This window comes from Pontibacter aquaedesilientis, from assembly GCF_014773225.1.
Classification (GTDB): domain Bacteria; phylum Bacteroidota; class Bacteroidia; order Cytophagales; family Hymenobacteraceae; genus Pontibacter; species Pontibacter aquaedesilientis.
This window is the reverse complement of record NZ_JACXAJ010000006.1, coordinates 107,549-130,686: the sequence shown is the minus strand read 5'-3', so window position 1 is coordinate 130,686 and position 23,138 is coordinate 107,549. Positions and strand designations below refer to the sequence as shown.

Annotated in this window: 20 protein-coding genes and 2 tRNA genes; 15 read left to right on the top strand and 7 right to left on the bottom strand. The window is 51.9% G+C overall.

Annotation, left to right across the window (positions count from 1 at the left end):
• The first annotated feature begins 45 nt into the window (after nucleotides 1–45).
• From H9Q13_RS12990 to H9Q13_RS12960, 7 genes are all read left to right on the top strand, one after another.
• Complete coding sequence (locus H9Q13_RS12990; protein ID WP_224744272.1) at nucleotides 46–471, top strand: hypothetical protein; 426 nt, start codon at nucleotides 46–48, stop codon at nucleotides 469–471.
• Nucleotides 472–532: 61 nt separating this feature from the next.
• Nucleotides 533–1,492, top strand: a complete 960-nt coding sequence (locus tag H9Q13_RS12985) for a tetratricopeptide repeat protein (RefSeq protein ID WP_191184240.1) — start codon at nucleotides 533–535, stop codon at nucleotides 1,490–1,492.
• A 129-nt stretch (nucleotides 1,493–1,621) separates the two neighbouring features.
• Nucleotides 1,622–2,587 (top strand): DUF2157 domain-containing protein, encoded by a 966-nt coding sequence (locus tag H9Q13_RS12980; protein WP_191184239.1) that lies wholly within the window; start codon nucleotides 1,622–1,624, stop codon nucleotides 2,585–2,587.
• Nucleotides 2,577–3,653, top strand: coding sequence for a DUF4401 domain-containing protein (locus H9Q13_RS12975; protein ID WP_191184238.1), 1,077 nt, complete (start codon nucleotides 2,577–2,579; stop codon nucleotides 3,651–3,653). The genes H9Q13_RS12980 and H9Q13_RS12975 overlap by 11 nt, the downstream gene beginning before the upstream one ends.
• Nucleotides 3,643–4,143: a GDYXXLXY domain-containing protein gene (locus tag H9Q13_RS12970; RefSeq protein ID WP_191184237.1), complete on the top strand. Its 501-nt coding sequence runs from the start codon at nucleotides 3,643–3,645 to the stop codon at nucleotides 4,141–4,143. Before H9Q13_RS12975 ends, H9Q13_RS12970 begins: the two co-directional genes overlap by 11 nt.
• 19 nt (nucleotides 4,144–4,162) lie before the next feature.
• Nucleotides 4,163–4,666: a hypothetical protein gene (locus tag H9Q13_RS12965; protein ID WP_191184236.1), complete on the top strand. Its 504-nt coding sequence runs from the start codon at nucleotides 4,163–4,165 to the stop codon at nucleotides 4,664–4,666.
• Nucleotides 4,667–4,878: 212 nt separating this feature from the next.
• Nucleotides 4,879–5,499 carry a hypothetical protein gene (locus tag H9Q13_RS12960; protein WP_191184235.1) on the top strand — a complete coding sequence of 207 codons (621 nt, stop codon included), beginning with the start codon at nucleotides 4,879–4,881 and terminating at the stop codon, nucleotides 5,497–5,499.
• Between the two features lie 16 nt (nucleotides 5,500–5,515).
• Here H9Q13_RS12960 and H9Q13_RS12955 read toward each other — a convergent pair whose 3' ends face one another.
• Nucleotides 5,516–6,064 (bottom strand): lipocalin family protein, encoded by a 549-nt coding sequence (locus H9Q13_RS12955; RefSeq protein WP_191184234.1) that lies wholly within the window; start codon nucleotides 6,062–6,064, stop codon nucleotides 5,516–5,518.
• Between the two features lie 12 nt (nucleotides 6,065–6,076).
• On the bottom strand, nucleotides 6,077–6,508 hold the full coding sequence (locus tag H9Q13_RS12950; RefSeq protein WP_191184233.1) for a GNAT family N-acetyltransferase: 432 nt from the start codon (nucleotides 6,506–6,508) through the stop codon (nucleotides 6,077–6,079).
• Nucleotides 6,509–6,786: 278 nt separating this feature from the next.
• On the opposite strand from H9Q13_RS12950, the gene H9Q13_RS12945 reads away from it, so the two are divergent.
• The 4 genes from H9Q13_RS12945 (at nucleotide 6,787) to H9Q13_RS12930 (ending at nucleotide 11,307) form a co-directional block, all read left to right on the top strand.
• Nucleotides 6,787–7,284, top strand: coding sequence for a YajQ family cyclic di-GMP-binding protein (locus H9Q13_RS12945; RefSeq protein ID WP_191184232.1), 498 nt, complete (start codon nucleotides 6,787–6,789; stop codon nucleotides 7,282–7,284).
• Between the two features lie 97 nt (nucleotides 7,285–7,381).
• Nucleotides 7,382–8,161, top strand: coding sequence for a TerC family protein (locus H9Q13_RS12940; protein WP_191184231.1), 780 nt, complete (start codon nucleotides 7,382–7,384; stop codon nucleotides 8,159–8,161).
• Nucleotides 8,162–8,343: 182 nt separating this feature from the next.
• Entirely contained in the window at nucleotides 8,344–10,626 is a 2,283-nt protein-coding gene (locus tag H9Q13_RS12935; protein WP_224744271.1) for a M20/M25/M40 family metallo-hydrolase, read from the top strand.
• 81 nt (nucleotides 10,627–10,707) lie between these two features.
• Entirely contained in the window at nucleotides 10,708–11,307 is a 600-nt protein-coding gene (locus tag H9Q13_RS12930) for a DUF4142 domain-containing protein (protein WP_224744270.1), read from the top strand.
• Between the two features lie 28 nt (nucleotides 11,308–11,335).
• On the opposite strand, the gene H9Q13_RS12925 is transcribed toward H9Q13_RS12930, so the two are convergent.
• From H9Q13_RS12925 to H9Q13_RS12905, 4 genes are all read right to left on the bottom strand, one after another.
• Nucleotides 11,336–12,004: a hypothetical protein gene (locus H9Q13_RS12925; RefSeq protein WP_191184228.1), complete on the bottom strand. Its 669-nt coding sequence runs from the start codon at nucleotides 12,002–12,004 to the stop codon at nucleotides 11,336–11,338.
• A gap of 477 nt (nucleotides 12,005–12,481) precedes the next feature.
• Nucleotides 12,482–13,489 carry a dipeptidase gene (locus H9Q13_RS12915; RefSeq protein WP_191184226.1) on the bottom strand — a complete coding sequence of 336 codons (1,008 nt, stop codon included), beginning with the start codon at nucleotides 13,487–13,489 and terminating at the stop codon, nucleotides 12,482–12,484.
• 59 nt (nucleotides 13,490–13,548) lie between these two features.
• Nucleotides 13,549–16,032 (bottom strand): TonB-dependent receptor domain-containing protein, encoded by a 2,484-nt coding sequence (locus H9Q13_RS12910; RefSeq protein ID WP_191184225.1) that lies wholly within the window; start codon nucleotides 16,030–16,032, stop codon nucleotides 13,549–13,551.
• 326 nt (nucleotides 16,033–16,358) lie between these two features.
• Nucleotides 16,359–16,889 (bottom strand): RNA methyltransferase, encoded by a 531-nt coding sequence (locus H9Q13_RS12905; RefSeq protein WP_191184224.1) that lies wholly within the window; start codon nucleotides 16,887–16,889, stop codon nucleotides 16,359–16,361.
• Nucleotides 16,890–17,483: 594 nt separating this feature from the next.
• Here H9Q13_RS12905 and mutS point away from each other — a divergent pair.
• The 4 genes from mutS to H9Q13_RS12885 all read left to right on the top strand — a co-directional run bounded on the left by mutS (nucleotide 17,484) and on the right by H9Q13_RS12885 (nucleotide 21,781).
• Nucleotides 17,484–20,114, top strand: coding sequence for a DNA mismatch repair protein MutS (gene mutS / locus H9Q13_RS12900; protein ID WP_191184223.1), 2,631 nt, complete (start codon nucleotides 17,484–17,486; stop codon nucleotides 20,112–20,114).
• 167 nt (nucleotides 20,115–20,281) lie between these two features.
• Nucleotides 20,282–20,354 (top strand) — tRNA-Gly (locus tag H9Q13_RS12895).
• An 84-nt stretch (nucleotides 20,355–20,438) separates the two neighbouring features.
• Nucleotides 20,439–20,522 (top strand) — tRNA-Leu (locus H9Q13_RS12890).
• A 140-nt stretch (nucleotides 20,523–20,662) separates the two neighbouring features.
• Nucleotides 20,663–21,781 carry a hypothetical protein gene (locus tag H9Q13_RS12885; RefSeq protein ID WP_224744269.1) on the top strand — a complete coding sequence of 373 codons (1,119 nt, stop codon included), beginning with the start codon at nucleotides 20,663–20,665 and terminating at the stop codon, nucleotides 21,779–21,781.
• 34 nt (nucleotides 21,782–21,815) lie between these two features.
• Here H9Q13_RS12885 and rodA read toward each other — a convergent pair whose 3' ends face one another.
• On the bottom strand, nucleotides 21,816–23,138 hold the full coding sequence (rodA, locus tag H9Q13_RS12880; RefSeq protein WP_191184222.1) for a rod shape-determining protein RodA: 1,323 nt from the start codon (nucleotides 23,136–23,138) through the stop codon (nucleotides 21,816–21,818).

Below are 23,138 nucleotides of genomic sequence, written 5' to 3'. Positions count from 1 at the left end.
TGAGGTAGTAGCGGGTAAAGAAAACACAGAAGAAAAGAAATGCAAGTGAATGCAATAGCGGATGAGGCTGATAGTAGTACCTTGCTTAGGCTACTTTACGAGGTTATTCAATGGGACGCGTTTCATGCTGAAGATCTTGAAGCTATTAACACGGCAATAGTAACTAAGGCAAATGGAAGAAAATATAAAGCCTTAGCTGAACTATCCCTCATATGCTTTTTACAGGCAAACATAGGGGTTGGCTTTAAAGAAAAGTACTATGTGTTTGATGAAGATGAGAATGAAGTAAGAAGACAGCTAAGGTTGAGTTTCTATACCCATCTAATCATCTTCATTCTTTTAGCTGTCATTGTCCCCACGCTAACTGGAAGGATAATAGCAGTTTTGCTTTACATGATAGTGACTGTTTATTGGGGTATGGCAATCTTTACACCTGTTTACAAAAGATTAAAGAAACACTTCATTCGCTAACCACACCTATAGGTTAGCTTCGCCACCCTATAGGCAAGTCCGTTAATAGTAAATTTGAAATATGAACAGACTAATCAAAATCTTTTGTGTTTTACTTCTCTTTTCTCAACAAGCCTTCGGTCAAACCGAAAAGGAAGCGGCTGTTACTTACGAAAAGGCTGCTGAGTTCTTCAACTCAGAGCAATATGGTAAGGCTTTAGAAATTACAGAACAACTTATCAAAAGACATCCTAAAAATCATATAGCCTGGACTTTGAAAGGTCAAGCACTATTTAATCTTGGCAAGGAAGACGAAGGGCTAACAGCAATCAGTAAAGCCATTTCACTAAACCCAAACTATTCAGAGGCATATGGCTATCGTGCCGTAATGCATCATTTATTGGGTAATACAGAGCTCGCCATCAAGGACATAGCCATTGCTATCAAAGACGACCCTAACAATATCGAGTTACTTCTGATACGTGGTAGCTTTTACCATAGAACAGGTGTTTTTAATAAAGCTTTGGGTGATTACAATACAATCTTAGCAAATGATCCAAATAACTATACTGCTCTTACATTTAGAGCATTAGCTTTTAAAAGCTCTAATAATATTGACAAAGCATTGGTCGACTTAGATAAAGCAGTAAATATTAGCCCTAACGAATCTTTTGCTTTTGAAGAGAGAGCACACATATTTACTAAACTTGGTCGGTATGCTGAAGCCATCGAGGATTGGAGCAAGGCTATCAATAACCTTTCCGGCAATGAGAGTAGACCGCTTCTACGAGCATTTGCCTACAATAACAGAGGGTTTGCTTATTTTAAGTCAGGAGATAACACTTTGGCTCTTAAAGACATTAATCAATCCCTTCAGATGGTGCCAACAAATTCCTATGCCTACAGGAACAGAGCCCTTTTATATCTAGAAAAGGAAGACAAAGAGAAAGCTTGTGCCGACATAGCAAGAGCCTTGGAGATGGGCTTTGAAGAGCAGTATGGAGATGAGATTGGAAAACTAAGGGTATTGCATTGCCAATAACAAAAATAACCGTAACAGGATGTATACCCCATGATGCTACAGCTGTGACTTGCACGCTATCTTCAAAAACCCGTTACCAACCAATCAACCCACTAACCCCTCTGTTAAGCTGTTCAAATAAGGCGACAAATGAAACCCAGGCTGACCCGCGACACCATTCACAGCATTGCCAGGCACAGTAACTGGCGCGAGGAAGGTATAGCCGCCGGGCTGCGCAAAAGTCAGGTATACGCCGGTCCGCGGGACTGGATAAAGTTTATCCGCCTGTTCCTGCTCGGGCTTGGAGGCAGCTTTCTGGTATCGGGTATTGTCTTCTTCTTTGCCTACAACTGGGCCGACATGCACAAATTCGTAAAGCTGGGTCTGATCGAGCTGCTGATACTGGCGGTTACGTTGGCGGCGGTGTTTTCCAAACGCAGCAACACAGTGAAGAAGGTGTTGCTCACAGCCGGCACCATGCTGGTGGGTGTGCTCTTTGCCGTGTTCGGGCAGATCTACCAAACAGGTGCCAATGCCTACGACTTCTTTCTGGGCTGGACGATTTGTGTGGTGCTGTGGGTGCTGGTAGCTCGCTTTCAGCCGCTGTGGTTCATCTTCCTGGCGCTGCTCAACACCACTTTCGTGCTCTATACCCAGCAGGTCGTCACACACTGGTCCTTTGCCATAGTACTGGATAGCATGTTCATTCTCAATGCAACAGCTGTTATCATGTGGGAAGTCTTAGCCACGAAAGGCCGTGCAGGTATACAGCACCATTGGTTCCCGAGAATTGTAGGGCTGGCGGCGATCACGGTCATCACCATCAGCATGATCTATACCCTGTTTGCAGGTATACGGCAGGACTTCGGACTGGCTTATTTGCTTGGCGTAGCGATGTATGGCGCAGGTATAGCCTACGGACTGCGGGTGCGCGACATTTTTTACCTGACGGCGCTGCCCTTTAGCGGAATTGCGGTGGTAACGGCCATACTGGTGCGGCTGGGCGAGAACATCCCGGAATTGATGCTGTTGCTGGCCACGCTCTTTGTGGTTGGTAGCATTACCCTGCTGATACAGTACCTGGGTAAACTTAACCGACAGTGGCATGGACGATAAAGAAGCGCGACAGCTCAAAAACCTGCTGCAGGAGATCACGCAGGAACAACCCGACTTTCGCTGCGACGAAGCCGCCATCACGACGGAAGTAACCCAATCTACTTCTTTGCTGAAACGCTGGCCGGTGAAAGTGCTCACCATTTTGGGTGGTTTGCTGGCTACTTCTACCTTGATGGGAGCTATCGCTATGACAGTGTTACTCAATTCAGGTATAGCCATGCTGGTTTTTGGCCTGGTTTTCCTGATAGGGGCGGAAGTGATGATTCGCTCCAGCAAAGACGCCACCACAGACGCCCTTGGAGTCTCCTGGAACATGGCAAGCTATGTCATGCTGGCGATAGGCACAGGGCAACTGACCGATAATTCGACGGCTGTGGCGCTGGTTTTAGGTATAGCCTCTACCTTGGTACTGGTCTTTTCCCGGAGCGCCATCTGCGTGTTCGTCGCGGTGCTGGTGCTCAATGGCAGTCTGCTGAGCCTGACTTTCATGCACCAGGTATACAACCTGTCCCATGCACTCCTTGCTATGCTGGCTGCCGTGCTCACTTACATGAGCCTCTACGAGGCAAAGCTACTGGCGGCTTCCCGCAGGGTTGCGCTGGTGTTCGGGCCGGTGCGTATGGGAGTGATTTTATCGCTGGTGACAACGCTGGGGCTGTTCATGCATCAGAAATTTCTTTCCAGCAGCATCACGCATTTCTGGCTGTCGGGTCTGTTTTTGATTGGCTGCCTTTTGCTGCTGCTAAACCGTGTGCTGTGCGAGAATGGGGTGGAGGATAAAAAGACGCAGGCCATTTTTTATACCTGTTGCGGTTTGATTCTGGTGCCGACTATGATGGCTCCCTCCGTGCCGGGCGCTTTGCTGGTGGTGCTGTCCAGTTTCTACATCGGGCACAAAACAGGCTTCTGGGTGGGGTTGTTGGCGCTGGCCTACTTCCTGGTGCTTTACTACTACGACCTCCACATGACGCTCCTGGCCAAGTCGGGGGTGCTGGTGCTCACGGGCAGCCTTTTCCTAGCCGGACTATACCTGTTAAACCGTTACCTGCGACGCCATGAAGTATAACCTGAAGAGTATTGTCGTGCTGGTGAACCTGGTGGCGGTACTGGCCTTCTTCAATTTGTCGGTGGTGGAGAAAGAGGAGATACTGGCAGACGGCCAGCTGGTGCTGCTCGAGCTGGCGCCCGTAGACCCGCGCTCGCTCATGCAAGGCGACTACATGGTGCTCAGCTATGCCATTAGCCAGACACAGGAACTCGACAAACTCCCCAGTCGGGGCTATGCCGTGGTGCAGCTCGATTCGCAAAACGTGGCGCAGCTGGTTCGCTATCAATCCGGAAAAGAGCCGCTAAACCCCAGCGAACTACTGCTTCGGTATAGCAAAGGCAGGTGGGCGCTCCACCTCGGGGCGGAGTCTTTCTTTTTTGAGGAAGGCCAGGCAGAAACGTTTGAGAAAGCGAAATACGGGGGGCTGCGTGTGGACAGGGAGGGCAACAGTGTGCTGGTAGGGCTGTATGATGAGAACCGGAACCTCCTTGTGCGTAGTAAGGAATGATGTGGATAGACCCTGGCTTATGAAAGATACACTGTACAGTTACAACACGGGGCATTGCTTCGGAATCGCCTTTAGGGTGTTTGGCTGGTTGGCTACGCTCTTAGCGCTATTCACTTTGGTGTCTGGGTATGTGGCTGCATCTTATGGCTACGTGGCTGCCTGGCTCATTTTGCCGGTGGGCATCACCACACAGTTCACGCATTACCGCACAGAGTTCGATCTGGAGCACAGGACCTACCGGGAAGGAATTGGGTTTGCAGGGATGACCTTTGGCGATAAGCTGCCCCTGCCTGGGTTTGAGTTTTTATTTCTGAAACGGAACAGGTATAGGCAGACCATGGAGTCGAGAGGGTCTATGAGCACCTTTGCCCTGGAGAAATACGACGGTTACCTGAAGTTGGCCGATGGGGTGAAACTGCATCTGCTGCAGCGGAAAGACAAGGGGAGGGCCATGGCGGAAATGGAGCGGATTGCCCGCGAACTGAACGTTGAACTGCGTGATCTGACAGAGTTGAAAATATAATGCAGGTTGCACCCAACCATGCACCTCCCTTGTTTGTTGCAGTACTGCCTACTAGGTCTCCAATGGATTCCGCCAGGCAAGGCTGAGCTGGTGAAACATTAGCCCAAGAAGCGGGTTCCGCTGTAGAGCATGTGCAGCATTGTGGACCAAGAGCCAAAGCACTGGCGGAAATTGCGTAAACAGAATTACACAACCTTATACCTTGCAAAGCCATGAACCATACGCCACACCATCAGCATGACAAGCAGTCGCTGGTTGCCAATGTGCGCCACCAACTCACTTCTTTTATCCGCTCCTTTACCACCATACTTTATGTCGCGATGGGTATGGCCGTGGTGGGTGTCGTGATGAAGTTCCTGGGCCTGACGGGCGGCAGCTTTGTATTCGTGTTTTCGATGGTAGTGCTTCTGCTGCTTTTTCTGGTACAGGTAGGCTTGTCGTTTTTCTACATCGTGTCCAACATCTGGCTGGCCTTGCTGGGCTCTATCAGCAGCCTGTCGCTGGTCATGAGTTTTGTGGCGCTCATTTTCCGCTACCAGAACTGGTACGGCTGGCAGGTGGTCTTTTTTGTGGCGCTGCCCTTGTATATCCTGGTGGGGTTGCTGCTTTTCCTATACCTCCGGCGCTACAAAAAACTCCATGAGCCCCTTCGCTATTTCTTCTACCGCAACCTGGTGGTTCCTTTTGGTTTTCTGCTGGTGCTGGGCATTGTCTCTTTCCTATTCAGTGCCGATAAGTTCAACACCGAGCAGGATGACATATTGCGGGAGTCGCCTGTGCCGGGTGCCGCGGCCACCGAAGACGACACCACAGGTATGTGGCGGGCTTACTGATCAGGCGCTATACCTGCTACTCTGCACAGCTTTGGTCCATGAGTTCCAGCTGCTCCACCGGAAAGCCCTTGCTATTGGCCAGTTGCTCCAGCCGGGCGTAGGTAGCCTCGTCCAGGGTTGGCGTGCGGGACAAAAACCAGAGGCTTTCGCGGTCAGGTGAGCCCACCATCACGTAGCGATAGTCGGGGTCGAGCTCCAGAATCCAGTAGTCGCCCTTGAAAGGCCAGAAAAACTGTACTTTCAGCTTGCTGTTGTTGCTCCCCTCCACCGGGAAGGCCTTGCCATTCACATCGCTCACCTTCCCATCTTTCAGGCAGGAGTTGTATACCTGCACATAGCCTTCCTCAGCATGGAGTGTATACTCGGCACTGGTGCAATGGCAACCCCTGGAGAAGCGCTGTGGGATAGAGGCGATTTCGTACCACTTGCCCATGTAGCGCGCCAAGTCCACGTGGGGCACGGTATCGAGCGGGGCGTTGCTGCTACTGCAGCCGCTGATAATGAAAGCGCCGAGCAAGACAGCACCGGCGGTCAGGATAAGTTTTTTCTTTTTGATGAAAGCCATTTTTGCAACGGGTTACAGTTGCTTGGCCATTTTGTAGTGCTGAATGGAGCCAAACAACAGGTATGTTTTTTCTACTACCTCATACCCGTTGCGGCGGTAAAAGTTTACGGCATTTTCGCGGGCCTGCAACGTCATGGTGGTGGCGCCCAGCTCTCGGGCGCGGTCCTCCAGGTAGCGAATCAGTTGGTCGCCGAGGCGCTGGCCCTGCTTATCGGCCCGCACACCCATAAAGCGGATTTGTGCATCCTGCGGGGTGTTCAGATGCAGGCGGCATATCCCTAACGCTTCTCCCGCGTCGTCTACCAGCATGGCATGTATGGCCTCGCTATCGTCCTCAGCCCGTTCGCTGCCCTCGGGTTGGTCCCATGGCTTGCGCAGGGTGTCGTAACGCAGTTGGTAGTACTGTTCGAATTGCTTGGGAGTGGAGGGTTCAATGACGTGCATGTTAATTGCTAAATGGTTGAATTGTTTAATGGTTGAATGGTTGATCAGGGGGATTCACAAATATTAACACACCCCTGCGCCCCCTCAAAAGGGGATTGCAACTGAATTTTCGGAGAAAAGATAATCCAGCGAAGCAATTTAGCAATCAGCAACCAACAATCAACAATTTAACAATTCAACCATCAAGCAATTTAACCATTTAACCATTCAGGCATTTAAATAACTTTGTGGGCGATAAATCGTGTAAAACTTATTTCTGTTACCAAACCTGAAAAACTATGGCATCTTTTGATATCATCAGCAAAGTAGATCCGCAGACCATGGACAATGCAGTGAATGTGGCCCGCAAGGAGATCATGAACCGCTATGATTTCCGCGACACCAAAGGCACGTTGGAGTACGACAAGAAAAACAACGAAGTGCACATCAGCATGGAGAACGACATGCGCCTGCAGCACACCGAGGATGTGCTCATCGGCAAAATGGTGAAGCAGGGCCTCGACGCCACCGCCCTCGATTTCTCCAAAGAGGCCTACGCGTCTGGCGCCATGGTGAAGAAAGACATCAAAGTGAAAGCCGGCATCGACAAGGAGACCTCCAAGAAAATCATGAAGCTGATCAAAGACAGCAAACTGAAAGTGTCGGCTGCCATGATGGACGAAACCATCCGGGTGACCGGCAAGAAAATCGACGACCTGCAGCAAGTGATCGCCCTGATGCGTACCAACGCCGAAGAAGTGGGCATGCCGCTTCAGTATGTCAACATGAAATCTTAGTGGTTGCATGGCTAAATTGTTAAATGGTTTTTTAGGGACAACCATTTAACAATTTAGCCATTTATCAATTTAACCCTTACCCTCACCTTATACCTATATGGAAATTTTCGCGAATCCGGATACCTGGATAAGTCTGCTCACCCTGACCTTTATGGAGGTCGTGCTTGGAATCGACAACATTGTCTTTATCTCGATCATTGTCAGCCGACTGCCAAAGGAGCAGCAGGCCAAAGGGCGTAACATTGGTTTGATGCTGGCCCTTGTGTTCCGCATTATCCTGCTGATGTTCATTGCCTGGATCGTGAGCGCCAGTAACCCGATCTTCTCGATCAACCTGCCGTTCACAGAAGAGGACTTCCCGGTATCGTGGCGCGATATTATTCTGTTTGCCGGTGGTCTGTTCCTGTTGGCCAAATCTGTTACCGAGATACACAACAAACTGGAAGGCGAGGAAGAGGGGCACGAAACCGGAAAGGCACAGATAACGCTAGGCAAGGTGCTCATCCAGATCATCCTCATCGATATTGTGTTTTCTTTCGACTCCATCCTGACGGCAGTGGGCCTGGCCCAGGAAATTATGGTGATGGTCATTGCCGTCATCATTGCGATGGGCATTATGCTGGTGTTCGCCAAGTACGTGAGCGACTTCGTAAACAAGCACCCAACCGTGAAAATGCTGGCGCTGGCCTTTCTGATTCTGATCGGCTTTATGCTGGTCGTGGAGGCGCTGCACCAGCACATCCCGAAAGGCTACATCTACTTCGCCATGTTCTTCTCGCTGATGGTGGAAATGCTGAACATGAAACTGCGAAAAAAGACAACCCCAGTACATTTGCGTCAGAACGAAGTGCTGACTGAGGGTGATCCTTCACGTTAGACATTTGCAGACACGAAGCAGGCCGCAGCCCCGCCAGGTATACCTGGTGGGGCTGCGGCCTGCTTCGTGTCTGCGTAGTGGGTAAAAAGATTCTGGAAATATATTTATATTGTAAAAGTAAAATATTATACCTGTACTCATTTGCTGCCATGCCCAACCGTCCCTATTTAGTTGCTCTCTTTTTGCTCACAGCCCTGGTGGGGCTAAGTGTGTACAGTGTTAGCCTGATGAGTCCGCCGGAAGCCCTGCCAGCCGATGCGCCCCCTGCTGAGTTCTCGGCGGAACGCGCCATGCGGCATGTGCGGGAAGTGGCCCGTGAACCCCACGCCATGGGTACCCCAGCGCATGCCAGGGTGCGGCAATACCTGTTGCGGCAAATGGAAGCGCTGGGCCTGCAGACAGAGGTACAGGAAGCGACTACCGTGAACCAGGTGGGCGAAACTAACAATGTGGGCTATGTATACAACCTGCTGGGCCGCCTGAAAGGGACGCAGCAGCGCGGCAAAACCGTGCTGGTGATGGCCCACTACGACTCGCAGCCCAACACCCCCGGTGCCGGCGACGATGCGGCAGGTATAGCCGCCCTGCTGGAAACAGCCCGTGCCCTGCAACAAGGCGAACCGCTGCAGCACGATGTGATTTTCCTGATGACCGATGGCGAAGAGTATGGTCTCTACGGGGCCAAAGCCTTTCTGAAGCACTCCTGGGCGCATGATGTGGCGGTGGTGGTCAATATGGAGGCACGTGGTAACGCCGGCCCCAGCATGACCTTCGAAATCAGTCCCGAGAATGGCTGGATCGTGGAGCAGTTTGCCCAATCAGCACCCTATCCGTTTGCCAGTTCCATGATGTATGAGGTATACCGCCGCTTGCCCAACAACACCGATTTTACCGTGTTTCGGGATGCCGGGTATACGGGCGTGAACTCTGCCTTTATCGATGGGTTTGTGCACTACCACAAAATGACCGACTCGCCCGAAAACCTGAACCGCAACAGTCTGCAGCACCACGGCAGCAACATGCTGGCACTGGTTCGGCAGCTGGGCAGCGTCTCGCTTGACAACACCAAGGCCAAAGACAGGATTTTCTTCAACCCGGCAGGTAGCTGGCTGGTGCAATATCCGGCTGGACTGAACATGCTCTGGGCCGGTCTGGTAACGCTACTGTTGGTGGTGACGATAGGTGTGGGGTACCGGAAAAAGGCGCTTTCCATACCTCAGGTCTTGGGCGGCTTCTTCGGCTTTTTGCTGATCACAGCCATTGTTTCGGGCGTGTTTTTCCCAATCAACACGTTTGTGAAAAGTATGCTTCCTTATGCGCATGATAGCAACGGCGTGTATGGAGCCGGTCGTTTCTTCATGTCCTATCTGTTGGTAGCACTGGGTTTATTCCTGTTGCTCTGCTGGCTTTTGCTGCGCTGGATGTCGGTGTTTTCGCTGCTGATGGGCGCTTGCCTGGTGTGGTTTGCCCTGATGGCGGTGACGTTTGTGCTGGTGCCAGTAGCGGCCTACTTGTTTCTTTTTCCGTTGCTTTTTGTTTTGGGCGCCATGCTGGTGGTCTTCCTGCTCGAACTGCACGAAAAGCCGGTGGCCTGGGCCTATGCCATAGTGCTGCTAGTAGGGGTGATGCCAGCTATATTCATGCTTATGCCCCTGGTGCGGTTCCTGTTTGTGGTGTTTGCGCTTCAGATGCCGGTGGCCATGGTTGCTACCCTGATACTGCTGTTGGGGTTGGGTATACCGCTGCTGGTCGTGATAGACAGAAACTTCAGTTGGCGCGGGATGCCCCTGCTGCCGGCGCTTTTACTGTTTGTAGGAGGAGTGCAACTGTTTCGGGCCATCGAGGCCGAGAAGCCATCCGAAAGTCAGCCCCTGCATAGCCATGTGAGCTACTACCTGAACGCCGACGACAGTGTAGCGGTGTGGGCCTCCGCTTATGAAAGAACCGATGACTGGAACCGACAGTTCTTCCCCAACCCCTCAACTGGTGCCCTGGCCGAAATTTACCCGATGGCTTCGCGTCAGTACCTGAAAAATCAGGCAGAGGCTATACCTGTAGAGGTGCCTGTCGCCACACTGGTAAACGAAGGGATAGCACCGGGAGAACGCATACTGGCCCTGCGTCTGCGCTCACCACGCGGTGCCGCCCACCTCGACTTCGTGCTGCAACCATTAGAGGAAGGTGGCTTAATCGGGGCCGCCATCAACGGCGATTCCCTTTCACTGGGACCAATCGAGACAAAACAGGGAGCGGTATACTTTGCCAAAGTGCATGGGCTGCCCGAGTCGAAGGAAGTGGAGCTGGAGGTGCGCCTGAAGCAGGGCAGCAGCCTGATGCTATACCTGTACGATATTTCCATCGGACTGCCGCGGCAACTGGTGCGCAAACCTATACCTGACCACGTGGTGCCGGAGCAGGGCCGCGATAGTAACCTGACGCTGGTTCGCAAGTCCTACCGCTTTTAGTTCGAAGGATAAATTGTATAGTCCTAAGCCAAGCGCTGCATTATAAAAGGTTTTTGCAAATAGGATAAACTCATCGCAAGGATGTACGGTATAGGTATCAACCAAGCCCCTTATGCCCTGCCTATGTTTACCGATAAACTCCTGTCTATTGCCTTCGGGCTACTGTTCCTGCTAACCATTGCCTGCGGCGATACCGTGGAAACGGAAACGGGCGAGGCGATAACCCCACCTGCGGTAAAAGAGATGAGTCGAACTGCCGCATTTGTGGACTATGCGGCCAGTACCAACATGCTGCAGGCGAAACTAGCCCAACTAGCGATCGAAAAAGGCCAGAGCGAAGAGGTGAAAGCCATGGGCGAACAGATGCTAGCCTTTTACGGCAGCGCGTTGGATGAGCTGCGCACAGTGGCGAAAGCAGAAGGGCTTCACAGCAGTCTGCCCGATTCGCTGGGCACAGCAGACCAGGAGACCATAGAAGAGTTCAGGAAGCTGCCGGCTGCCGAGTTTGATGAGCGCTACCGGCAGTATGTCGACTCGTCACAGAAATCGCAGCAGGAACACTACCAGGAAATGCTGGTGCGCACGGAAGAAGAGGAAATCAGGAAATGGATAAGCGAAATGCAGCTGCAACTACAGGCACGCAGAAAGCTGAGCCTGGAATACGACAGCACCGGTAAATGACAGGGATGGCAAGGAAATTTGCGGAGTATTAGCTCCAGAGGTCGGCCGCCTTACGGGCCATCCGGAAGAAAAGGTCTTTCTCGAGTCCGGCCACCTGCCGTGCCTCGCATTCGGAATAACCGTTTTCGGAGGCATTAAGGTAATCGTAGTAAAGCTGCGCCAATTCCAGGGAGTCATCCTCAAATTGCTCGGTCAGGCTTTCGCGCTGCAGCTTCTCGGGCTCAAATACCTTGGACGGGTATAGCTTGTCGAGCTGGTAGATCAGGTACTTTTGCGAGGTGTTATCAGAGCGCTTGCTGCCACCGCCTAGCAGTTGTTCAAGCGGCAGGTCGTCGTCATCGTCAAACTCATCCTCAAACCCATCGTCCACCGCCAGCGGCTCATACACGATCAGGTCAAAACCGGTAAGCTCCAGGTAATCGTCAAATTGCTCCTTGATCGGGACCAGGGTCGGGGAGTCGTGCTCGCTGTTGAGCACGTTGGCCATGTGCAGGGCGATCTCCTTTCCCTTATCGCCGGCACCGATCAGGATCTGGTTAAACTGTGTGAAATCGCAACCCAGGTAGATGAATTTGTACTCGTCGTCGAGAATGGTGAAGCACCAAAGCGTGATAAACTCCGTGTCGTCAATAACGACTGTGTCTATATAGAGCTCATTGATCTGAATATAGTAAGGAGAGTACTGCGGAGTGTCCATGGCTGTTAAAGCTATCGTTATAGTTCAATTTGGGCAGCAGCCTGGCCGACTCCAATCAGGTGCTGTATTTGATTATACGCAGTTTAGAAGCACGCGGCAAGGTATCAATCCAGAAACTAAGCGAAAAGGCCTAATCTTCATGCCGGTAAATAAAGTACAACACGCCACCGAGTATAGTCACACCGATACGTATTAACCAGCCAATTGTTTCACCCCATTGGTTTACCCAGTTGATTGCTAAGAGATTAGCACCCGTGAATCCTATGAATAGTGACACAAAGCCAATGAGGAGAAGAAAGAGTCCGATGAATTTCATACCGATGCGGTTTTAGTTTAAATGAAGCATGTTATAACAATAAACAGTACCTTGTAGGGATCTGTCTATATAGCACACTTTAAATGTAATAAAAATTATTTTCAGCGCAAGTTTCTATGCGATCAGTATGAATTTTCTGGCAGGTATGGCTTCGACGGTGCTCAGGACCAGATTCGCTCCATAAAGCGCTGCGCATTTTTATAGGCGAGCTTTTGGAGTTGCTCCTGCGAAAGGTGCTGTTGCAATTGGTTGAGCAGAAAGGTATAGCTGGAACCGGCCTGCTCATGCTCGGGGAAGTAATAGGGGATACGACTTAGATCGGTAGAGTCGGCGGTATAGAAATAGTCGGCCCCGAAGCAGATGGCATCTTCCGCACCCGTCTCAAAACCATAGCGTATGTGGTGCAGCAATGCCTCCGGATCAGTGTTGTTCACGAACGCCCGAAGGAAGTTCATCCCGATCAAACCCTTGCGGCGAATGATCTCCTGTGCAATTTCGTCGGGCAGGTTGCGGTTGTGCTCCCATACCGGCCTGAAGTTGGAGTGGCTCGCGATAATGGGGATATCAAGCTTTTCGCGGTCGATGTGCTCCAGTATATCGAAGGCCAGGGCGTCACTGGTATGCGAAAAATCCACGGCGATGCGGCGGCCGTGCAGGTAGTCCAACAGCATTTTCCCGTCGCGGGTTATGCCCAAACCGGTGGAATTGCCACCCCCGAAGCGGTTGCCCAAGTGGTGCGTAAAGCTAATGTACAGAAGCCGTTCCACTGCCTCGATGATCTTTTCCAGTTTCTTAAAACCGTCCTCCAGCGGTTCCTCCTCCTCGCAGAAACCGGATGCGTTCTCGATAGCAGCTACCATGCCGGTACTGACTTTGCCGCTCAGGGCAGCCCGCAACGAATCGACCCCGGTTACGGCTGTGAGGCGGCTCTTCTCGTCGGCAGCCAGCTTTTGAAATATCTCGGCCTGCAGATGGGCGTAATTGGTGCTGCCGGGCGCGGTGGCGCAGTAAATGGCCATGGTCTGCAAAAGCACATTGCCCTCGTTGAGGGATGGCAGCGCACAGCCGATCTCAGCCACACGGTCGATAGCCGAGCCGGGCACATCCGACAGGTATACCAGAAGGTCACAATGCAGGTCTATGATCGGCAATCGGGCAGGAGCAGTCATGGTTTCGGGTTTGGTTGGTGTTAGATACGGAGAAGTAGAAAAAGAGGGTATACCTTAACTTAGTAATCAAAGCCCTCGTCGCCTCCGTTCTGCTCTTCGCGCTGGCGGCGGCGCTCCCGGCTGCTCTCTTCGCTGTTGAGCCGGTAGGTAAAGCCCAGGTAGATGATGCGGCTTTGGCGGCGGTTCTCGCTTTCGGTTCTGAACTCAGGGCCAAAACTCAGGAAATTGAATTGCCGCGTGTCGAACACATCCGATACACGGAGCGAAATGGTGCCTTTCTTCTTCAGCACATCCTTTTTCATGGCTAGGTCAGTGCTGAACATCTGCTCCATGCGGCCTTGTATGTCAGCCGTCGGTGCGCGGTAGAAGCCGGATATTTGAATACTCAGGTCTTCCCACACGGTAAAGGTAGAGTTCACTTTGGAGTTCCAGCTGAACTGTGCATTGCTCAATTCCGTGTCGGCCTGGGTGGTGTTGAGCTGTGTCCGGAAGCCCGAAACGCTTCCGTTCAGCCGCCACCATTTCGTGGCAGGGTAGTTAAAGCCAAGTTCCACCCCGTAAGCCCGGTTGTCGGAGATATTCAGAAAAGTGGTCTCAGTGGCAGGTATGGTGTCGTTGTTTACAATGACATTGGTCACCGTCCGGAAGCGCTCTATCTCATCCAGGGTGTGGCGGTAGAAAACAGTTGCGTTGACAGAGGCATCGCCCCAGTATTTCAGGTAGCCCAGCTCCAGGGAGTTGACAAACTCTGGCTTCAGGTCAGGGTTGCCGTAATTCACATTGAAGCGGTCGGAGCGGTCTACGAACGGATTGAGGAAACGGCTGCGCGGCCTGTTAATGCGGCGGCTGTAGCTAAACTGCAGCTTGTTGTCCGGGTTAAAATCCTTGGTGATGAACACGGTCGGGAAAAGGTCGAAGTAACTGTTGCCGTCCTTCATTTCCTCGGTGCGCAGGTCGGTTTTGGTTACGGTTTGCTCGGCCCGCACCCCTATCTGGTAGCTGATGGATTTATACTTGTTGCTGTAGTTGGTGTAAACAGAGTAGATGTTCTGGTCGAAAACAAAATGGTTGCTCTGGTCGGTGCTGTACACTAGTTCACCGGTCTCGTTGTTCAGGTTAAAGAAGCGGGAGTTTTCGTCCAGCCGCTCAAACGAGCTGCGGAAACCAACCTCGAAGCGGCTGTTATCTGAGATGGGGTGCACGTAGTCGGCTTTGGCCACTATTTCTCTGTTTGCGTCGTCCACCAGGGTTTGCTGCACCTCTGGCAAAGCCCCCTGCAATCCGCTGGTCTCCCTAAAGTTGGCCACCTCGTCATCTATGTTCGTGTTATAAACGATGTCGGCGGTCAGTTCCTGTCCTTTTTTGCCGAAGGTCTGGCGATAACCCAGCGTCACATCAACGGCATTCTCATTTTCCTCTTCGTCGGTGTCGCGCGTCCGGGTGCTGACCAATTGCCGGTTCTCATCCTGAAAGCGGTAAGAGATGTTGCTGTAGCCTGTGTCCCGGCCAAAACGGTAGATGCCCGAAGCCGACAAGGTATGCCTGGGAGTGAGGTAATAATCAGCGCCCAACCTAAGGCTGTGCGAAATGTCCTGGCTGTTGCGGTCCCCGTTCTGAAGGCGGTAGCTGGTGCTGTCCTGCTGCCCCAGGTCGTCGAAGTGGTAATTGGTCGTAAAGCTGTTGCGCTCCCCCGGCCGGGTGCGCTGCCTGAAGTCGTAGCCCGAGTTCAAAGACCACTTGTTGTAGCGGTAGTTCAGGTTAAGCGATGTATTGTAGTTGTCGTAAGTGCCGGCCGTGACCGAGGCAGACCCATTGAAACCGGGTTTTTTCTCCTTCTTCAGCACCAGGTTGATGATGCCGGATGTGCCTTCGGGGTTGTATTTGGAGGAGGGGTTGGTAATCAGCTCTATGCTCTCAATCAGGTTGGCCGGAATTTGGTCGAGGGTCAGGTTGGAGAGAGCCGAGCGCTTGCCATCCACCAAAATGGTCACATTCGAGCTGCCGCGCATGCTCACATTGCCGTCAATGTCAACCGTTACAGAGGGCAGGTTCTGCATCACTTCGGCCACAGAGCCGCTTTCGGCATTAATATCCTGACTCACGTTTACCACCCGTTTGTCCAGCTCAAAGTCCACTATGGGCCGTTCGGTCACGATCTGCACTTCTTTGAGCTGCGTAGCGCCCCCCTTTACAGGTATAGCGCCCAAACGCACATGGCTATCGGAGGCTGAAACAGTGATGCCAGGTATAAATTTGGTGGGATAGCCTACGGAGGAAATGCGAAGTATGAAATTGCCTTGTGGTACGCGGTCGAGCTCAAACTTACCCTCCATGTCGGAAGTAGCGCCGGTTACCAGGCTGGAGTCGCGGACCGTTAGCAGCACCACATTGGCAAAACCGAGCGGTGCCTGGGTCTCCTGGTCTTGCACAGTGCCAGAGACCTTGCCCCGGCCGGAAGCCGCCTGTTGCTGGGCCTGCACACTGGAGAAAGTAAAGAGCGTAAAAATGAGGGGAAAGAGTAATGGTGAAAAATGAGTTCTCATAATTTAATATGGGGTCAATAAGAAAAGTGCTGATGCGCTTCAGGGTGGTGGAAGCAGCAGATGGGTGCGCAGAGAAGGCATTGGCCGGGGTTAGCCGCTTTCCAGTGAAGGAGTTACAGTTCGCCCCGGCTTCAACTATTAGCCACAGGTAAGACAGGTAGCCAGGGCAAGGGTTTAACCGGGAGGGGAAATTATTTTAAAAAGGCGCAGAACCTTGAGCCAGGGAGGTGGGCTGTCGGTCTGGAGGAAGTGCCCGAACAGGGTATACGAGACAAGAACCGTCTTCTCTGCCATGCCTCAGGTATAGCCGAGAAGACGGTTTCATTTTAGCGCATGAGTTTGCTCAGGAAATCCCATACGACCACACCCGTAGCGACCGAGATGTTGAGGGAGTGCTTGGTGCCGAACTGCGGGATTTCCAGCACGAAATCAGACTGGTTGATGACCTCCTGCTCCACACCGAACACCTCGTTGCCCAGCACCAGGGCATAATGCTGGTTGGGTTCAGGTATAAACTCATTTAGCTTGAGGCTATTCTCCGCCTGCTCCACAGATCCTACCTTATACCCCTGGGCTTTCAGCTGCTTTACCAGTTCCAGCGTGTCGGGCGCATACTCCCAGGCCACCGACTCTGTAGCGCCCAAGGCTGTTTTCTCGATATCGCGGTGGGGCGGAGTGCCGGTAATGCCGCACAGGTATACCTGCTCGACCATAAAGGAGTCGGCGGTACGGAATACAGAGCCCACATTATTGAGGCTGCGCACATTGTCGAGCACCAAGACTAACGGTATTTTTTTCTTATTTTTGAATTCCTCAACCGAGTCGCGGTTAAGGTCGTCCATGGAAAGTTTTTTCATTTTTGAGGAACAAAGGATGTCAGACGCAAGCGGCAGGATGTCCGCGCAGGTATAGCACAGGCTATACCTTGTTGCAAAGATACAAAGAAGGGGCATCTGAATCAGGATTTACAGGATTTTAGGATTTGCAGGATTCTCGCAGCTACCGGTTCCAACCACTCCTGCCCCTCCCAAGGAGGAGGGCTGTAGCTACTAGATCTTAAGGTATAAGCCCTGTATTATAGGTAAATAAACTATTGTCAAGCATAGTTAGGTAACTCGCGCAGAAACGATGAAACAGACAGCTGTGCCAGGTGCACTAAACGACACTCCACTGTTCGAGCGTTCAGCGAGTTTGGAGGGTCTTGATTTTTTTGCTTACTTTTTTTATCAAGAAAAAAAGTAAGGCCCGGCTGGCCAAGCCAAGCTTTAGAACAAGAGAAGTATGAGCTAGAGAAGCTGTCGCTACGAACAAGGTATAGCTGAACCGGCAGTTTGAGTCCTGCGGACTCAGTGGAGTCGCAGACTCCACATCATTCACCGTCACGGGACTGAGTCCCGCGCCAGAAGTTAAAGATTAACCGGGAAAGTGCTTCCCAACAAATATATACAGGTATGAAAGGAGGAGACAAAGGCACCGTAACCCCGCTGATGAAACAGTACAACGCCATCAAGGCGAAGCATCCGGGGGCACTGTTGCTATTCAGGGTAGGGGATTTTTACGAAACCTTCGGCGAGGACGCTGTCAGGGCCAGTAAGATACTCGACATTGTGCTGACTAAGCGTGGCGCTGGCTCAACCTCTGAGACGGCCCTGGCCGGTTTCCCGCACCACTCCCTCGACACTTACCTGCCCAAACTGGTGCGGGCCGGAGAGCGCGTGGCCATCTGCGACCAGCTGGAAGACCCGAAATCGGTGAAAGGCATTGTGAAGCGTGGCGTAACCGAACTGGTAACACCCGGTGTGTCTTTCAACGACCAGGTGCTGGAAAAGCGCAGCAACAACTACCTGGCGGCCGTGCATTTCGGTAAGACCGAAACCGGCGTTTCTTTTCTGGACATCTCCACCGGTGAGTTTATTACGGCGCAGGGTGATAAGAACTATGTAGGCAAGCTTCTGCAAAGCCTGGCTCCGGCGGAGGTACTGTTCTGCAAGCGTGAGAAAGAGACCTTCTTCCAAAGCTATGGCCCTGACTTCCGTTACTATGCCCTGGAAGAGTGGGTGTTCAGCTACGACTTTGCTTACGAATCCCTGACGCGCCACTTCAATACCACTTCGCTTAAGGGTTATGGTATAGAAGGTATGCAGGAGGCGATCACTTCGGCAGGCGCTATTCTGCATTACCTCTCCGAGACGCATCACAACGAGATCAGCCACATCGCCACCATCTCAAGACTGGAGGAGGACAAGTATGTTTGGCTCGACCGCTTCACGGTGCGCAACCTCGAGCTGGTATACCCGCAGAACCAGGACGGCGTGCCGCTGATCCAGATACTTGACCAGACGACTACGCCAATGGGTGCCCGCCTGCTCAAAAAATGGGTGGTGCTGCCGCTGAAGGACGTGGTGCAGATCAAGCGTCGCCTCGATACCGTGGAGGCGTTAACCAAGCATACGGAATTACTCGACGAGCTATACCTGCATCTCAAGCAAATCAACGACCTGGAGCGACTCATTTCTAAAGTGGCCGTACGGCGCGTGAACCCACGCGAACTGATGCAATTGGCCAAGGCACTGGACGCCATTCAGCCCATTAAAAAGCTCCTGGCTGCCAGTGGTATACCTGCTCTTGTGAAGCTGGCCGACCAGCTGGCACCCTGCGATGGGCTGCGCGAGGAGATCAAGAACATCCTGAAACCGGAGGCACCTATGTTGACCAACCAGGGCAACATGATCAACGATGGTGTGAACGAGGAGTTGGACGAGCTGCGCCGGATCGCTTTCTCGGGGAAGGATTACCTGGCCCAGTTGCAACAGCGCGAAGTGAAGAATACAGGTATAAGCTCCCTGAAAATCGCCTACAACAAAGTATTTGGCTACTACCTGGAGGTAACACATGCGCACAAGGACAAGGTGCCGGCAACCTGGATTCGCAAGCAGACGCTGGTGAATGCCGAGCGCTACATCACCGAGGAGCTAAAGACCTACGAAGAGAAAATCCTGAACGCCGAAGATCGTATCTATACCATTGAGTTTGGCTTGTTTAACGAGCTGGTGCTGCAAGCCATGGACTATGTGGCGCAGATTCAGCAGAATGCCAAGGTGATCGGTGTGATAGACTGCCTGAGCGCTTTTGCAGGTATAGCCCTTGCCGGAAACTACGTGAAGCCGGAGGTAAGTGAGAGCCACATCCTTGATATCAGGAAAGGCCGGCATCCGGTTATCGAAAAGCAACTGCCGCTAGGGGAAGAGTACGTACCCAACGACATCTACCTTGACAACGAAGAGCAGCAAGTCATCATCATTACGGGTCCGAACATGGCCGGTAAAAGTGCCCTGTTGCGCCAGACGGCCTTGATCGTACTGATGGCTCAAATTGGCTGCTTTGTGCCAGCCGAGGCCGCCAATATCGGCATCATCGATAAAATCTTTACCCGGGTGGGTGCTTCGGATAACCTCTCCAAAGGCGAGTCGACCTTTATGGTGGAGATGACCGAGACGGCCAGCATTCTGAATAACCTCTCGGACCGCAGTCTGGTGCTGATGGACGAGATTGGCCGTGGAACAAGCACGTACGATGGCATCTCGATTGCCTGGGCCATTGTGGAGCACCTGCACAACCACCCTAAGTTCCGGGCCAAAACCCTTTTTGCCACGCATTACCACGAGCTCAACCAATTGGCCGAGGACTTGCACCGCGTGAAGAACTTCAATGTGTCGGTGAAGGAGACGGGCGGGAAGATCCTGTTCATGCGCAAACTGGTAGAGGGCGGCAGTGAGCACAGCTTCGGTATACACGTGGCCCAGATGGCGGGTATGCCGAACAGCGTGGTGCTGCGTGCCGATGAGATCATGCACCACCTTGAGAAAGAGAAGGTGTCGGAGGAAGCGCCAAAGCAGCGTATGAAGTCGGCCCCGAAAAACAACTATCAGTTGAGTATGTTCGAATTGCAGGACCCGCAGCTACAGCGCGTGAAAGAACTCATGGAGCAGCTTGACATCAATACCATTACCCCTGTGGAGGCGCTTTTGAAACTCAACGAGCTCAAATTGCTGTTGAAAGATAAAGGCGAAGTGGTGCGCTAACAGGTATAGCTAGGGTATAGTTGAAAATATTTTAAAAATTTTCTCGCTGAAAATCAGGGTAGAAAGCAAAAGTGGGAGAAAATTTTTACGCAGCCTCTTGACTTCTGAAATTTTGTCTATATCTTTGTATCACTAAATCGCTAAGGGGGTTTAGGGAATGACTAAAAGCGGGAGTAGCTCAGTTGGTAGAGCGCGACCTTGCCAAGGTCGAGGTCGCGAGTTCGAACCTCGTCTCCCGCTCAAAAACGGCAAAAAACAAAGACGTTGTGATAAGCAACGTCTTTGTTTTTTAAAGTCACCCCTCCGATAAACGTTTCGGAAGGCGCCGGGATGGTGGAACTGGTAGACACGCAAGACTTAAAATCTTGTGAGCGCAAGCTCGTGCGGGTTCGATTCCCGCTCCTGGTACTGAATAAACTGCAGAAGAGCCCTTGTAACGTAAGTTGCAAGGGCTTTTTTGTTGGTTTTGCCCTAAATTTGCAAACCTGCGCCAACACTTCCGTACAGGTTAAGCGCAATACACCCAATAGCAGACACCCTGACAACCCATGGCCGCAGCACCCAGCGACTTCTTCAAAACAGAGCGAACAGCTTCGGAGATAAAAGCCGAGTTGTTACCGCGCTTATTTGAGGTATGGACAGCGGCAGTGCTACAAAATGATAACACAGCTGAAACGGCAGTGCGCTTTATGGATCTACAGGCTGGCCTGGATATTGGCGAGGCCGCTCCCACTGCCCCACAAGTATTGCGGCAAGTATACAAAAGCACCGGTTCCCGAACTGATTTGAACAAAGGTGTCAGCACCATTCTCTACGACGTGGACCAGCCTGCCTTAGCCGAACTGCAGGAGAAAGTAGAGCAGTTGCCTTTTTACCATGATTTAGTACATCCACCCCTTACGCTTCAGGAAGCGGATGATGAGGCGCTGGCAGCGCAAATGCTGGAGCAAACGACAACTGGCCTTGCCTTTTTAGACCCGACAATTGAAGGACTCTCACAGCGGGTGTTGCTTCAGGCCGTTCAGACTGGCATCCCGGATTTGTTGATGCTCTTCAATCCGAAGGCATTCGGCAATACTATTAAGAGAGCCAAAGCCGATAGTTTATGGCAGCAACTGTTCGGGGAGAGGCTGGATAAGATAAAGGCCTTCTATAAACAGAACAGGCAGGCTGATAGGCGGGAGGAGTATTTGCTCGATTGCTTTGAAGAGATCTTCCAGAGCCACGGTTTCTATACCCTGCGCTTCCGAATTAACTTCCCGGATAAAAAGCAGACGAGCCATTATGTAGTTTTCGGCGTTAAATCTGAACAGGCTTATCTCAGGCTAAAGGAGTTGCTGGCAAGGTATAGCGATTATCAGGAGGACGGTGTTCCGTTGTTTGGAGCAAACCTGCAAGTGCAGCAGCTGTCCTTGTTTCAGGAGCACTACAAATATTCGGTTACCAGGCTGGCGCAAGAGCTAGCAGGTAGTGCCGGCAGGTATAGCAACCGGTCGCTGCAGTACATCTACGAGTCCCACAGTATCAGTACGCCTTATACCTTAGCCAACTATACCGCAGCCTTTGAGAAACTGATGAAAGATGGGCTGGTGCGTTTTATCAACCCGAAAACAGGGCAGGCCATCACCAAACTCACACCTGTTTCGCTTATCAGGTATAAGAAGTAAGCCGAATAAGATTAGAAGGGAATGCGAATATACCTTACCGCACCAACTCCCGGTTCCTGTTCGCATCAATGGCCAGCAGGATGAATAGCAAAATAGTAAACGACCACAGCGAAGAACCACCATAGCTAAAGAAAGGCAGCGGTATACCTACCACCGGAGCCAAACCGATGGTCATGCCCACGTTGATGACAAAGTGGAAGAAGATGATGGAAACCACGCAGTAGCCATACGTACGGCCAAACACGGATTTCTGGCGCTCGGCAATGTAGACAATGCGCATCAGCAGCAGCATAAACAAGCCAATCAAAATCGTGCTTCCTAACCAACCGTGTTCCTCCCCAATGGTACAGAAAATAAAGTCGGTGCTCTGCTCCGGTACGAAGTCGAACTTGGTCTGCGTGCCCTCCAGAAAACCTTTGCCCCAGAAACCACCTGATCCAATTGCAATCTTAGACTGCGTTACGTTCCAGCCATAGCCCAGCGGGTCTGCCTCCGGGTTGATAAGCGCCTTGATACGGTTTTGTTGGTGCGGCTGCAGGATGTCGTTCACGAAGTAATCCACGCTGAACACCATGCCAATGATAAGCACAAAGAGCGCGATCATGGTCTTGAAGCGGCGCATCAGGCGATAGTCCAGGAACATGGCCAGCCCCATGAGTGCCGCAACCCCAATCAACAGGTATAGCTTAGGCACAAGCAGCGTGAGTATAAAGATAGCCGCCGCTGAACCGCCTATGATCAGGATGAGTGGTGACATACCTTCGCGGAAGAAGGCCAGAATGAATGCGCCGAACACGAGTGCAGAGCCTGTTTCGTTCTGCAGGATAATGATGATGGCCGGCAGGAAGGTGATGGCAGCTAGCACCATTTGGTCTTTCATGTTCTGCTGGCGCAAACTGACATTACTCAGAAACCTTGAAATAGCCAATGCTGTGGCAAACTTGGCCAATTCTGCGGGCTGCAGGCGCACACCTCCTCCTAAATCAAGCCAGGAACGGGAGCCCGCCACTGGGTTCGCTACGGCCAGTGTAAAGAGCAATAGCAGGATAATCCCGCCGTAAATGGGGTAAGCCAGGTGCTCGTATACCTTGTAGTCCACCACCAGCAGCACAATCATCAGAATCACGCCAGTGCCGATCCAAAGCAACTGCTTGCCGGAGTTGATGTCGAAGCTGAAGATGTTCACGATGTTTTCAGGGCTGTAGACCACAGCGTAGATGTTCATCCAGCCCAAAGCCACCAGCACAAAATAGAGCAGCACGGTAAACCAGTCCAGATTGCCGAACACACTGGTAGACTGACGCCGGCTGCTAGGCTGCACGATCTTTCCTCCAAGTACTTTCTGTTCAACTGGCAT

Bases quoted from the DNA above. Each gene is read 5' to 3' on its own strand.
- H9Q13_RS12945 (WP_191184232.1), top strand. From the start codon at position 6,787: ATGGCATCTTTTGATATCATCAGCAAAGTAGATCCGCAGACCATGGAC.
- H9Q13_RS12925 (WP_191184228.1), bottom strand. From the start codon at position 12,004: ATGGACACTCCGCAGTACTCTCCTTACTATATTCAGATCAATGAGCTC.
- H9Q13_RS12910 (WP_191184225.1), bottom strand. From the start codon at position 16,032: ATGAGAACTCATTTTTCACCATTACTCTTTCCCCTCATTTTTACGCTC.
- H9Q13_RS12940 (WP_191184231.1), top strand. From the start codon at position 7,382: ATGGAAATTTTCGCGAATCCGGATACCTGGATAAGTCTGCTCACCCTG.
- H9Q13_RS12985 (WP_191184240.1), top strand. From the start codon at position 533: ATGAACAGACTAATCAAAATCTTTTGTGTTTTACTTCTCTTTTCTCAA.
- H9Q13_RS12965 (WP_191184236.1), top strand. From the start codon at position 4,163: ATGAAAGATACACTGTACAGTTACAACACGGGGCATTGCTTCGGAATC.
- H9Q13_RS12970 (WP_191184237.1), top strand. From the start codon at position 3,643: ATGAAGTATAACCTGAAGAGTATTGTCGTGCTGGTGAACCTGGTGGCG.
- H9Q13_RS12980 (WP_191184239.1), top strand. From the start codon at position 1,622: ATGAAACCCAGGCTGACCCGCGACACCATTCACAGCATTGCCAGGCAC.
- H9Q13_RS12950 (WP_191184233.1), bottom strand. From the start codon at position 6,508: ATGCACGTCATTGAACCCTCCACTCCCAAGCAATTCGAACAGTACTAC.
- H9Q13_RS12930 (WP_224744270.1), top strand. From the start codon at position 10,708: ATGTACGGTATAGGTATCAACCAAGCCCCTTATGCCCTGCCTATGTTT.
- H9Q13_RS12955 (WP_191184234.1), bottom strand. From the start codon at position 6,064: ATGGCTTTCATCAAAAAGAAAAAACTTATCCTGACCGCCGGTGCTGTC.
- H9Q13_RS12915 (WP_191184226.1), bottom strand. From the start codon at position 13,489: ATGACTGCTCCTGCCCGATTGCCGATCATAGACCTGCATTGTGACCTT.
- H9Q13_RS12975 (WP_191184238.1), top strand. From the start codon at position 2,577: ATGGACGATAAAGAAGCGCGACAGCTCAAAAACCTGCTGCAGGAGATC.
- mutS (WP_191184223.1), top strand. From the start codon at position 17,484: ATGAAAGGAGGAGACAAAGGCACCGTAACCCCGCTGATGAAACAGTAC.
- H9Q13_RS12885 (WP_224744269.1), top strand. From the start codon at position 20,663: ATGGCCGCAGCACCCAGCGACTTCTTCAAAACAGAGCGAACAGCTTCG.
- H9Q13_RS12960 (WP_191184235.1), top strand. From the start codon at position 4,879: ATGAACCATACGCCACACCATCAGCATGACAAGCAGTCGCTGGTTGCC.
- rodA (WP_191184222.1), bottom strand. From the start codon at position 23,138: ATGCCAGTTGAACAGAAAGTACTTGGAGGAAAGATCGTGCAGCCTAGC.
- H9Q13_RS12905 (WP_191184224.1), bottom strand. From the start codon at position 16,889: ATGAAAAAACTTTCCATGGACGACCTTAACCGCGACTCGGTTGAGGAA.